The following is a 12,345-nucleotide window of genomic DNA, read 5'->3' as shown; positions in this document are numbered from 1 at the left end:
AAACACTCCGGCATGGCAGGCCAGGGCTGGCCAGACAACGGGTCATGCGTGCTGTAGCGGTAGCCCTGCGGGTCCGACACCCAGCCCAGCGCGCCGCAATTGGTCATGGCCACCGACATGGTGTGGCTGCCCGGCGTTTGCATGTGGCGCAAGGGCGCCTGGGCCATCACCGCTTGCGCCGCCTGCCACAGCGCCACCTCCCGCGCGCGGGCAAAACCACGCAGCAGCACCGCGCCCGGGGCGATCGGCACGGACACGTCCTCGGGTAAAAGGGGCAGGTCGTCAAACAGGTCCATGACTGCCATTTACTATGTTTTTGATAGCTTATTATCAAGTATATACGCGGGATAGAGGCAAATTTTCACATTGTTTGCATCAACAGCTGCCGCCGCCCACTGATACCGGGGCCCGGCGTTGCCACGAATTCACAGGCACATTGCATCGCTGGCGATCGGGGCGTATTCTCCATAGGGTGCAGTCTGCCAAATTCTGCAAGTCCTGGCGGCGCTGCAACGTGGCTCATCCTCCAGGGAGATCGATGTGTATATCCGAACCATCCTGCGCCAGACCAAGCGTCGGCAGCGTTTCGACCCAAACCGCACTCTTCAGTTGATTCGCCCCGTCCATCGCCTGGTGTCGCTGCCATGAAAAATTTCCTGAATGCGATGTTGCCGGTTGTTCCTTTTGCCACCGAAGAGGAGCAGGACATCAAACACAAGGTCGTCTTTCTGAATAACGTCTTTTCCTTTGCCGGGGTCGTCGCCTTTGGCATGGGGTTTGTTCGTTGGCAGGAAAGCGCCTTGATGGGGCTGATTGATTTCGGTTTTGCCGGGCTTTCCCTGGCGTTACTTCTTTACCTGCGAAACCACAGGGAAGCCGTAGAGCGCATCGCTTTTATTGCCTTGACGCTGGCTGCCATCCTCTTTTTTGCCATCTATTTATTGGCCCCGCACAACACCACACGGTCATCCCTCTTTCTTTTGCTGACAGCTTCCGCGGTTTTTTTGAAAGGTCGCAGGGCGGGTCTTGTCTGCCTGTTCTCGATCCTGCTGTTCATTGTCTCGGTGTCCCTGTTTTCATCCATTGCTACCGCTTACTCCCACATCGACATGCTGACCATGAGTGTCTACTTGATCGCCTTGTTTTTTATCTTTGAGCGTTACGACACCGTCAAGGTAGAGCAAAAAGAGCGTCTGCAACGCCTGAATGCGCAACTGGAGGAAAAGGTACAAGCACGCACCCGTGAACTGCAACAGGCCAATCAGCGTCTGGAGCAGCTCAATGAGGATCTGGACCGCAAAGTCAAGGAACGCACGCAACAATTGCTGGCAACACAGGAGGAATTGGTACGCCAAGAAAAGCTGGCGGTGCTGGGGCAGGTGGCTGGCAGCGTCGGGCACGAGCTACGCAATCCGCTGAGCGTGATGAGTAATGCGGTGTTTTTTTTGCAAACCGTGTTGGCCGATGCAGATGAGACCACCAAGGAATACTTGGACATCATCAAGAGCGAGATCGCAGGGTCCGAGCGCATCGTCTCCGATCTGCTGGATTCCGTGCGTACCAAGCCACCCCACCCGGAAACGGTCGGCGTCAGGGAACTGATTGATCAGACTTTGCGTAAATTCAGCATGCCCCCAGCCGTCACTATCAAGCTGGACATTCCCGAGTCCCTGCCGCCGCTGCGGGTTGATCCGCTGCAGGTCCAGCAGGTGCTGCGCAACCTGATCAGCAACGGCGTGGAAGCCATGCCGGACGGCGGCACGCTGGAAATTCGTGCGGCTAAAGACCTTCCGAGCGGCACCGTCACCATTGGCCTGCGTGACACGGGTACCGGTATCGCACCAGAAGTACTGTCCAAGTTGTTCCAGCCACTGTTCACCACCAAGGCACGTGGCATCGGCCTGGGGCTGGTGGTGGTGAAGAATTTGACCGAGGCCAATGGCGGTAGCGTCGCCGTGCAAAGCGAACCAGGCAAAGGCAGCACCTTCGTTGTGACACTGCCGTGCGGCACCAAGGAATGCAACCATGTTGCATGACGCTCCCGCCATTCGGCGCAATGTCCTGGCGGCCACGTTGGCATGGAGCGCCATCGTGGGCGGCTCCCTGGGATGGGGCATGTATGGCATCAGCCAGGAAAGCCTGAAACTCGCCCAGTACGAGGCGAATGCCTACATCGACAAGGACATTGCCTTTCGCAATTGGGCAACTGCGCATGGCGGGGTGTATGTCCCCCCAAGTGAGGTGACACCGCCCAATCCCTACCTTTCCTTCATGCCTGACCGCGACGTCACCACCACCAACGGCAAGCATCTCACCCTGATGAATCCTGCCTATATGCTGCGGGAAATGCAGAGCCGATTCTCCGGTCCGCTCGGTGAAAAAGGACGCATCACCAGCCTCAAACCCCTCAATCCAGGCAATGCGCCGGACGCGTGGGAACGCGGTGCGTTGCTGCGCCTGGAGCAGGGAGCAAAAGAGGTTTCAGAGATCAGTGACATCGATGGCGTTGCCCACCTGCGCACGATGCGGCCGTTTGGCGTCGAGCCAGGCTGCCTGAAATGCCATGGTCAGCAGGGCTACAAGGTCGGAGAAATTCGAGGTGGTATTGATGTCGCCATTTCTCTTGCGCCTTTCCGTGATATCGCTGGACGAGCTCAGTTCAAGCTGGCAACCGGACATGGGGTTGTCTGGTGCGTTGGACTGCTCTTTCTCGGCGTCTTCGCCCGCCGCGCCCAACAACGCCAAACCGAACGCGCACTGGCCGACGAAGCGATCCGCCAATTGAACGAGGACCTGGAAAACAAGGTGCGGGAACGGACGCAACAGCTGTTGGCCGCGCAGGAGGCGTTGGTACGCAAGGAAAAGCTGGCGATGCTGGGGCAAGTGGCTGGCAACGTGGGTCATGAGTTGCGCAACCCGCTGGGGGTGATGAGTAACGCGGTGTTTTTTCTGCAGACCGTGTTACCGCAAGCGGACGACATCGTCAAAGAATACCTGAACATCATCAGGAATGAGGTCGCCGTTTCGGAGCGAATCGTGGCTGATCTGCTGGACGCCGTGCACACCAGAGAACCAAGCGCCGAGACAGTGAACGTCAGGGAGCTGATAGAGCAGACCTTGCGCAAATACACCGTTGCACCATCTGTCAGCGTTCAACTGAACATCCCGGCGACACTGCCGCCCTTGCGGGTGGATGCCCTGCAAATCCAGCAGGCCCTGCGCAATCTGCTCAGCAATGCCGTAGACGCCATGCCGGACGGCGGTACCCTGGAAATCGCTGCACTTGAAAACCGGTCAGCGGGAACCATCACCATCCACGTGCGCGACACAGGCACCGGCATGACATCGCCCGTGCAGGCCCAACTGTTTCAACCCCTGTTCACCACCAAGGCGCGCGGCATCGGGCTCGGGTTGGTGGTGGTGAAGAACCTGATCCAGGCCAACGGCGGAAATGTCCAGGTCGAAAGTGAAGTTGGCAAGGGCAGCGTGTTTTCCGTCACGCTGCCGAGCGCGCCTCCGGCAGGGGAAACGCCATGAACCATCCGCAGCCATGGCTCGCTGCGGGATGGGAGCGCCTGATCGCAGTGAAAGCACGCAACGAGGAAGAGGCGCGGTTGGGGCAACTGTTCAATACCCTGATGGTGATCAGCACCGGCATTGTCGTGGCACTGTCCATCGTCTTCTTGCTGATGAAACCCCTTGGATTTCTCACACTGACTGTGAGCTGGATAGCGGCAGCCTTTCCCCTGGCCATGTTTGCTCTTTCCGTTTTCTGTCTGATCCAGGCCCGGCGTGGCCATATCCAGCCCATGATCCGTCTTTATGTTTGGGTCAACCTGATCACCATCGGCGCGGCGGCCTGGGTATTTGACGGATTGGTCTCCCCAGCCTGGGTGCTCTTTTTCTGGACGGCCACCATCGGCGGGATTCTGTTGACACCAGCAACCGCGCTGTGGATGAGCGCTGGCGTGCTGCTCTACTACGTGCTGATGTTGCTCCTGTCCCGGGCGGGGCTATACACGCCGCTACTGGTTCCGGGGGCGGCAGGCCGCGAGTATGTCCATATGTCCCTGGTGCTGATCATGCTGTTTTTTAACGTTGGCATTCTGACCTACCTGAACATGCGTAGCCTGCAGCGTGCCTTGCGGAATCTGCAAGAACGATCCCAGCAATTGCTGCAGGCACAGGAAGAACTGGTGCGCAAGGAAAAACTCGCCGTACTTGGGCAGGTGGCAGGCAGCGTCGGGCATGAGTTGCGCAACCCGCTGGGTGTGATGAGCAATGCCGTGTATTTTTTGCAGACCGTGCTGGTCAACGCGGACGAAACTACCAGGGAATACCTCAATATCATCAAGAACGAGATTGCGGATTCAGAGCGCATCGTTGCGGAACTGCTGGACTCCGTGCGCACCAAACCGCCCCAAGTCCAGGCAGTCGATGTTGAAACATTGATTGATCGGACCCTGGACAAATGCAAGCTGCCACCCGCCATAGCCATCAAGCTGGACATTCCGGCCACGCTGTCGCCCTTGCGGGTGGACGCCATGCAAATCGAACAGGTCCTGCGCAATCTCATCAACAACGGCGCAGAAGCCATGTCAGGAGGCGGTACGCTGGAGATTCGGGTGTTGGAAAACAAGCATGATGGCACCACCACCGTCAGCGTGTGCGACAGCGGTGCCGGCATGGCGCCAGAGGTGCTGGTCAAGTTGTTCCAGCCCCTGTTCACCACCAAGGCGCGAGGCATCGGGCTGGGCCTGGTGGTGGTAAGAAACCTGACTGAAGCCAATGGTGGCAAAGTGGACGTGCAGAGCGAAGTTGGCAAGGGCAGCGTGTTTTCCGTCACGCTGCCGAGTGCCGATGAAATGGGAAATGACCATGTTTAAAAGGCTGTGCCAACTTTTGCAACAGGCGGTGAAACGGATCGTTGACAAGCTGCTCAAGGTGAGTTCGCTACGCTTTACCGTACTGTTCCTGGTTGTAGCAGTGCTGGTTTCGGTGATGATTGTGATGACCATTGATCTTCTGTGGGATGGCCGCTTCAACGCCGAGCTGGAGTTTGCGGGGGTACTCACCCCATTGCTTGATGGCCTGCTTCTGGTGGTGTTTGTAAACGCCATGCTCGACGAGATTCGCGAGGAAGGGGCGCGTCGCAAGCTGGCGGAGAACGAAGTCCGCAGCCTCAACGGGGAACTGGAAGCCAAGGTGGCGCAGCGCACGGCGCAATTGATCAAGGCGCAGGAGGAACTGGTGCGCAAGGAAAAACTCGCGTTGCTGGGGCAAATCGCAGGCAGCGTGGGGCACGAGCTGCGCAACCCGCTTGGCGTGATGAGCAACGCCGTATTTTTCCTGCAAAACGCGCTGACCGACGCCGACGAGACCACCAGGGAATACCTGGACATCATCAAGAATGAGATCGCGGGTTCCGAGCGCATCGTGTCCGACTTGCTGGACTCCGTGCGCGCCAAGCCACCGCGCCTGCAGGTGACGGATGTACACGAACTGGTGGAGCAGACCTTGCGTAAATGCATTGTGCCAACCACCATTGCTGTCAAAATGGAGATTCCGCAGACGTTGCCACCCCTGAAGGTGGATGCCCAGCAGATGCAGCAGATGCAGCAGGTGCTACGCAACCTGATCAACAACGGTGCCGAAGCCATGCCACAGGGCGGCACGCTGGAAATCCGGGCGCTTGAAGATCCGTCAAGGGCAACCGTCTCCATTGGCGTGTGTGACAGCGGCAGTGGCATCGCGCCTGAGGTACAGCACAGGCTGTTCCAGCCCTTGTTCACCACCAAGGCGCGCGGCATCGGGTTGGGCCTGGTGGTGGTCAAAAACCTGACCGAGGCCAACGGTGGTACGGTGGAGGTGCGCAGCGAACCAGGAAAAGGAACAACCTTTACCCTGGTTTTGCCTGTATAAGGGTTATCTGACAGGAAGGGGTGATATGAACGCAATCACAGTCAAAGATCTGACCGGCGCCATGAACCTGACGCAGCCGACCACGCTCTACGCCGCCAATGAGCACCGTATTTTCTGGCTCGGAAACACCGACGAAACGGCTTTTCGCTGCAATACCTATCTCATCGTGGATCATCACGAAGCCATTTTGATCGATCCCGGCGGCAAGCGGCATTTTGCCCAGGTGATACGACGGGTCGCACAAATCCTGCCACCGGAACAAGTCAACGGCATGGTCCTGTGCCACCAGGACCCTGACGTGGCCGCCTCCATGACCGATTGGCTGGCTGTCAATCCGTCCATGCGGGTGTTCACCACACCACGCACCCAGGTGCTGCTGCCGCACTATGGCCGCTCCGATTACTGGTATTGCGACGTCAGCTCGCACCCGGTCTACACCATGCCCTCGGGGGCTCGCCTGAATTTCATCGAGGCTCCCTTTCTCCATTTCCCGGGGGCGTTCGTGACCTATGACGCCCAGGCACGCTACCTGTTCTCCGGCGATATCTGGGCGGCGCTGGACCTGGACTGGACACTGGTGGTGGATTCATTCGAAAAACACGTTCCCAAAATGAACCTGTTCCACCTGGACTACATGGCTTCGAATCTGGCTGCCAGGGGCTTTGTCAAGCGCATCGAACATCTCGCCATCGACGCCATCCTGCCGCAACACGGCTCGATTCTCGGGAGCCAGCATGTGGCAGCCGCCCTCGACTATCTGCGTCAGTTGCACTGTGGCACCGATATCATTTACGCGGACTTGGAGAATGATCATGGAGGGTGACATCCCCATCGAATTACAGCAAAAGATTGATGCACTGGAACGCAGGAACAAGTTGCTGGAGGAAGGACTGCACCAGGCAGAACGACTGCGACAAATGTGTGACCAGTCGGCGCAGGAGCTCAAGGCCACCAAGGCCTTGCTGATACACCAGGGCGAGGTGCTGGAAGCCAGGGTTCAGGAGCGCACGCAATTGCTGCTGGCAGCGCAGGAAGACCTGGTACGCAAGGAGAAGCTCGCACTGCTCGGCCAGGTGGCCGACACGGTCGGGCACGAACTGCGCAACCCGCTGGGCGTGATGAACAATGCCGTGTATTTTCTGCAAGCCGTTCTGGCCGATGCGGACGCCAGCGTCAAGGAATATCTGGGCATCATCAAGGACGAGATTGCAGAAGCCGAACGCATCGTGTCCGATCTGCTGGATGCCGTGCGTACCAAACCGCCCCAACCGGAAGATGTGACCCTGGCCGGTCTGCTGCAGCAAACCTTGCGCAAGTGCAATGTACCGCCCTCGATCACCGTGCATCTGGACATCCCGACCACACTCCCCGCCATCCGGGTGGACCCGGCACAGATGCACCAGGTGTTCTGGAACCTGATCACCAATGGCGTGGAGGCAATGCCGCAGGGCGGCACGCTGGACATTCAGGCCCATGAAGACCCGGTGGACAAAACCGTGACGGTCTGCATCAAGGACAACGGCGGCGGCATTGCACCGGAGCACCTGGGCAAGCTGTTCCAGCCACTGTTCACCACCAAGGTGCGCCGGGTTGGCCTGGGACTGGTGGTGGTCAAGAACCTGACGCAGGCCAATGGCGGCCGCGTGGGCGTAGAAAACATGCCGGGCAAGGGTTGCGCCTTTACCGTCACGCTGCTCACTGCAGCGGATTCGTAAGCGGTCTGCCGCTCGAATTGAGACGAGAGTGAACGGGAGCGGAAAATGAAAATTCTGGTGGTGGACGACGACCGTCGCATCGTCAAGACGACCTGCGACATCCTGAAACTCAAGGGCCACGAGGCTATCGCCGCCTATTCGGGCGAAGAAGGTGTGGAGAAAGTCAAGAGTGATCCCCCTGATTGTGTGCTGATGGACATCAAGATGACCGGCATCAACGGCGTCGAGGCGATGAAACAGATGCGCGAGATCACCCCCACACTGCCGATCGTGTTGGTCAGCGCCTATGCCACCGATGAACTCATGGAGGCGGCCAAACGCGCTGGTGCCTATGCGGTCCTGAGCAAGCCCCTCAACTTTCCCGTGATTCTTTCCTTTCTTTCCCTGTTGGGCCAGGAGGAGAGTATTTTGGTGGTGGACGACGATCCCGAATTCTGCAAAACCCTGAAGGACATTCTGACCCTCAGGGGGTTCCACGTCGAAACCGAAACCGCGGCCGACAACGTGATGACGCACCTGGACCGAAACTACAAGCTGGCCATCGTCCTGCTTGATCTCAAGCTGGGGGCAGTGAACGGCGTGGACGTGCTCAAAGAGGTGCGAGCGAAATACCCTACCAAACCGGTGGTGCTGGTCACCGGCTACCGCAAGGAAATGACGGACGCCATTGAACGGGCAGACAAGATTGGCGCCTACACCTGCCTCTACAAGCCCCTGGAAATGAATGCCCTGTTCCAGCTGATCGAAGACATCCGGATCAGGAAGCTGCAAAACCTGCTGGTCTCGTCCTAGGGAACAGATCGTGAAAGCCAAACCACAGATCCTGATCGTCGATGACGACCCGAACCTGAGAAAGACGCTCGCTGACATCCTGCGGGTCAAGGGTTACGAAACCGCTGTGGCAGCCAATGGCGCACAGGCCATCGCTACAGCACAGCAGCAGACATTCAGCCTGGCGCTGATCGACCTGATGCTGCCGGACATCGCCGGTCTGGAAGTCATGGCGCGCATCAAGACGATCACACCATTGACAGAGGCCATCATCCTGACCGGGCATGCGTCGATGGACACCGCCATCACCGCCACCGGTCAAGGGGCATTTGCCTATCTGCTCAAGCCCTACCAGATGGATGACTTGCTGCAAAAGATCGGCCATGCGGTCGAGCGCAAGCAGGCGCGCGAGGAAATCTTGCGCCTGGCGTCGTTCCCACGCCTGCTTCCCAGCCCGGTCATTGAACTGAACCTTGCCGGTGAGGTGACCTATCTCAACCCGGCGGCTGAACGGCTATTTCCCGAGCTGAACATGCAAGGCCTGTCGCACCCCTTGTTGCAGGGTTCGCAGGCACTGCTTACCGCGCTCTGGCATGGCAAGCAGCCTGGGGACAGCACCCTTGAGACCATGGTCGGCGAGGCCACCTATGAGCTGCATGTGTCCTACGTGCAGGAGGTCGACCTCATCCGCATCTACGTTCTGGACATCACCCAACGCAAGCGCTCTGAGCAGGAAATCTATCTGCTGGCCACCACCGACAGCCTCACCGGCATCGCCAACCGTCGGTATTTTTCCACTGTGCTGGCGGCTGAAGTGGAGCGCACCAAAAGGTATGGCGCACCGATGTCCGTGATCATGTACGACATCGACTTTTTCAAGCGCGTGAATGACACATTTGGCCACGATGTCGGCGACTATGTGCTGCAGGCCCTGACCAGCCTGGTCAAGCAAAACATCCGCAGCAACGACGTCTTGGCGCGCTGGGGTGGTGAAGAATTCATGGTGTTGATGCCGCAATCGAACCTGAAAGCCGCCCGTGACGCTGCCGAGAAATTGCGGCTGACAATCGCCGCGTACCACTTCCATCACTGTGATCACCTGACGGTCAGTTTCGGGGTTGCCTCCTTCGAGCCACAGGATGATCTGAATGCGCTGCTGAAGCGGGTGGACGACGCGCTTTACCGAGCCAAGGCCCAAGGCAGGAACCGGGTTGAGGCCCTGACCGGAGAGGTGACCGCCAAGTGACCAGCAAACCCAGAATTTTGGTAGTGGACGACGATCCGAAGCTGAGAAAAACCCTGTGCGACATCCTGCGCCTCAAGGGTTTTGAGGCCGGCGCAGCAGAAACCGGGGCGCTGGGCATTGCGGAGGCGGGGAACACTTTTTTCAACGTGGCACTACTCGACCTCAAGCTGCCGGACATGTCCGGCATCGAAGTCATGGAACGCATCAAACACGCCACCCCGCTCACCGAAGCCATCATCCTGACCGGCCACGCCTCGCTGGACACGGCGGTCGAGGCAACCAACAAGGGCGCCTTCTCCTATCTGCTCAAACCCTATGCGATGGACGATCTGCTGCTGCACATCCGCCACGCGATTGACCGACAGCAGGCGCAGCAGGAGATTTTGCGGCTGGCATCGTTCCCCACCATGGACCCCAATCCGGTGATGGAAGTGGATGCCGCCAGGGTCATCACCTACCTGAACCCGGCGGCCAAGCAACTGTTCCCCAGACTGGCAGTGGGGCAGCCCGCCCCTGCCGAGCTGGGATATCTCCCTGCGGCCAGCGGTGAGGACCGACAGATGGTACGCGAGGTCAACGTCGATAACGCCACGTTCGAACAATTCCTCTACCCTGTTCCGCACAGCGAGATGGTCCGCATCCACCTGCTCGACATCACTGAGCGCAAGGTGGATGAGGCCAGGCTCAGACGGCTCAATCTGCTGCTGCTGACCATCCGCAACATCAACGAATATCTGCTGGTCGCCGAGAGCGAGGCAGCGCTATACCATTTTGTGTGTGAGGCGCTGAAGGGGTTGGAGGACGTCATTGGCGTCATCATCAGCCTGCGGCAACCGGACCATACGCTCAACCACGTTGCCTGGGCTGGTTTCAGCGAAACAATGATGGCCGACTTGGTCGTGCGCTGGGACGGCTCCGAATTTGGCGGTGGGGTCATGGGCGTTGCGGCGCGCGAAGCGGTACCCAATGTAGTGACCGATATCGAGCACGATACACGCTATCTGCCGTGGCGGGAAATCGTGCAAACCTGGCAACTCAAATCCGCGGCCGCGGTACCGCTGGCCAGCGATGGCGAGACGATGGGTGTGCTGGCCGCCTATTCCGGGCGGCGCGATGCCTTTAGTGAGGAAATCATCAACTTTCTGCTCGAAGTCGCCAACGATATCGCGTTGGGCGTACATGCTTTGCGTTTGGACAAGCGGCTACATGCCACCCTCGCCAGTTTGCGCAAGTCGCTGGATGGCACGGTTGAGGCGGTTGCGCGCATGGTGGAGTTGCGCGACCCCTATACCGCCGGGCATCAGCGGCGCGTGGCCCAGCTGGCCTGTGCCATTGGCAAGGAAATGGGCCTGCCCGAGCGGCAGGTTGAAGGACTGCGAGTCATCGGCTATCTGCACGACATCGGCAAGATCGCCCTGCCAGCCGAAATCCTGAGCAAGCCCAGTACCCTGTCCGCTCTGGAAATCGCCATGATCAGAGGCCATTCGGGCGCCGGCTACGACATCCTGAAAGACATCGAATTTCCCTGGCCGGTGGCCCAGGCCGTATGGCAACACCACGAACGGCTGGATGGCTCCGGCTACCCGCAAGGCCTGAAGTCGCCCGACATCCTGCTGGAAGCCAGGATTCTGATGGTCGCGGACACCGTCGAGGCCATGGCAAGCCACCGCCCCTATCGCGCCGCGCGTGGCCTGGATGCCGCATTTCATGAAATCAGCACCAACAAAGGCAAGTTATACGAACCCACTGCCGTGGACGCCTGCTTGCGGCTCTTCACCGAGCACGGATTCAGCTGGGGTGAAAAGTGACGCTAACTTCAGCTGAAGCGGGCCACGGTGCGCGATGCCAGCCAGCTGCACGGGGCGGGTACCTGGCCGTCATTGCATGGGGTGCCGGATAATGGTTTTCCACTTCTGCGGGTTGGCGCGCCGGATGTCGCTCAGGTAAATCTCGTGGTGTTTTCCCCGGCGACCTGATCGTGCGTCGATGAAGGCATGCAGCCGTGCGATGGTGGGTCCTTCTTCAGAGAAAGGGCCAAGGTGCAGGATCTGGGCACAACGGCCTTCGGAGAAATTTTCCAGGCGCAGCCTGTCGACGCCGGGCAGTTTTTTCTTCCGCCGCACCTCGGCCATGGCCGCGTTGATGGTGTCATCGGCCACAAAGGCGGGTTGCAGGATCATCATGGTCCACTGCCACCTGGCCTTGTCGTTGCCCGCAAAGACCGACATGTCATCCGCCCACCAAAGCCCTTCGAGCGGCATGACGGCATAGTCCAGCGCCTGCGGCCCTTTCTTGAGCATGAACTTGGCGGTGTACGACACCGCAAACAGGGCCTCTACCGCCTGGGCATATTCTGGCGATGTGTTGGGATCACCCTCGCCGTCCACCATCAGGTATTTCAGTGGCGGAACCTCCACTTGCGTGACCTCGCGTGCGCTGGGTTGATACAAGTGCTTCCAGTCCTTCTTGAGATCAATCTTGTTCACGAATTCTCCTGCTGGCTGCCAATACGGAAGTCGCGACCGGTAGGCGGCTGTTTCTCATGGGGGTGGGACATGGCCGGTAGTTTAGAAGCAGCAGCATGACAAATCTTGCGCAGTTGCAGCGTGCGCCAGCATTTAGGCGCTGCGAAACAGGATGGGGGTGGACAGATCGGGGCTGGCATCGTCACACGCATAATCCAGCCTCGTT

11 protein-coding genes are annotated in these 12,345 nt (G+C 58.9%); 9 read left to right on the top strand and 2 right to left on the bottom strand.

Annotated elements, in window-relative coordinates:
* Positions 1-305, bottom strand: a 305-nt coding sequence (locus PHW99_RS15710) for an alpha-ketoglutarate-dependent dioxygenase AlkB (protein ID WP_300179654.1), incomplete at its 3' end; no start/stop codon positions are given.
* A gap of 339 nt (positions 306-644) precedes the next feature.
* On the opposite strand from PHW99_RS15710, the gene PHW99_RS15705 reads away from it, so the two are divergent.
* The 9 genes from PHW99_RS15705 to PHW99_RS15665 are packed head-to-tail and all read left to right on the top strand — an operon-like array spanning position 645 to position 11,462.
* Positions 645-2,036 carry an ATP-binding protein gene (locus tag PHW99_RS15705; RefSeq protein ID WP_300179651.1) on the top strand — a complete coding sequence of 464 codons (1,392 nt, stop codon included), beginning with the start codon at positions 645-647 and terminating at the stop codon, positions 2,034-2,036.
* A 55-nt stretch (positions 2,037-2,091) separates the two neighbouring features.
* Entirely contained in the window at positions 2,092-3,537 is a 1,446-nt protein-coding gene (locus PHW99_RS15700) for an ATP-binding protein (protein WP_300179648.1), read from the top strand.
* Positions 3,534-4,886, top strand: coding sequence for an ATP-binding protein (locus PHW99_RS15695; protein ID WP_300179645.1), 1,353 nt, complete (start codon positions 3,534-3,536; stop codon positions 4,884-4,886). The genes PHW99_RS15700 and PHW99_RS15695 overlap by 4 nt, the downstream gene beginning before the upstream one ends.
* Before the next feature lie 28 nt (positions 4,887-4,914).
* On the top strand, positions 4,915-5,922 hold the full coding sequence (locus tag PHW99_RS15690; protein ID WP_300179642.1) for an ATP-binding protein: 1,008 nt from the start codon (positions 4,915-4,917) through the stop codon (positions 5,920-5,922).
* 25 nt (positions 5,923-5,947) lie between these two features.
* Complete coding sequence (locus PHW99_RS15685; protein WP_300179639.1) at positions 5,948-6,745, top strand: MBL fold metallo-hydrolase; 798 nt, start codon at positions 5,948-5,950, stop codon at positions 6,743-6,745.
* Positions 6,735-7,637 (top strand): ATP-binding protein, encoded by a 903-nt coding sequence (locus tag PHW99_RS15680; RefSeq protein WP_300179636.1) that lies wholly within the window; start codon positions 6,735-6,737, stop codon positions 7,635-7,637. The genes PHW99_RS15685 and PHW99_RS15680 overlap by 11 nt, the downstream gene beginning before the upstream one ends.
* Before the next feature lie 45 nt (positions 7,638-7,682).
* Positions 7,683-8,429, top strand: coding sequence for a response regulator (locus PHW99_RS15675; protein WP_300179633.1), 747 nt, complete (start codon positions 7,683-7,685; stop codon positions 8,427-8,429).
* Positions 8,430-8,439: 10 nt separating this feature from the next.
* A complete protein-coding gene (locus PHW99_RS15670) occupies positions 8,440-9,654 on the top strand; it encodes a diguanylate cyclase (RefSeq protein ID WP_300179630.1) in 1,215 nt (404 codons plus the stop codon).
* A 23-nt stretch (positions 9,655-9,677) separates the two neighbouring features.
* On the top strand, positions 9,678-11,462 hold the full coding sequence (locus PHW99_RS15665; protein ID WP_300179626.1) for an HD domain-containing phosphohydrolase: 1,785 nt from the start codon (positions 9,678-9,680) through the stop codon (positions 11,460-11,462).
* 69 nt (positions 11,463-11,531) lie between these two features.
* On the opposite strand, the gene PHW99_RS15660 is transcribed toward PHW99_RS15665, so the two are convergent.
* Entirely contained in the window at positions 11,532-12,140 is a 609-nt protein-coding gene (locus tag PHW99_RS15660) for a GyrI-like domain-containing protein (RefSeq protein WP_300179624.1), read from the bottom strand.
* Between the last annotated feature and the right edge of the window lie 205 nt (positions 12,141-12,345).

Source organism: Rhodoferax sp., assembly GCF_028689305.1.
In the GTDB taxonomy this organism is placed as follows: Bacteria; Pseudomonadota; Gammaproteobacteria; order Burkholderiales; family Burkholderiaceae_C; genus Rhodoferax.
Note: the sequence above shows the minus strand (reverse complement) of the source record. Positions and strands in the feature narration are given on the sequence as shown.

Bases quoted from the DNA above. Each gene is read 5' to 3' on its own strand.
- PHW99_RS15705 (WP_300179651.1), top strand. From the start codon at position 645: ATGAAAAATTTCCTGAATGCGATGTTGCCGGTTGTTCCTTTTGCCACC.
- PHW99_RS15680 (WP_300179636.1), top strand. From the start codon at position 6,735: ATGGAGGGTGACATCCCCATCGAATTACAGCAAAAGATTGATGCACTG.
- PHW99_RS15685 (WP_300179639.1), top strand. From the start codon at position 5,948: ATGAACGCAATCACAGTCAAAGATCTGACCGGCGCCATGAACCTGACG.
- PHW99_RS15675 (WP_300179633.1), top strand. From the start codon at position 7,683: ATGAAAATTCTGGTGGTGGACGACGACCGTCGCATCGTCAAGACGACC.
- PHW99_RS15695 (WP_300179645.1), top strand. From the start codon at position 3,534: ATGAACCATCCGCAGCCATGGCTCGCTGCGGGATGGGAGCGCCTGATC.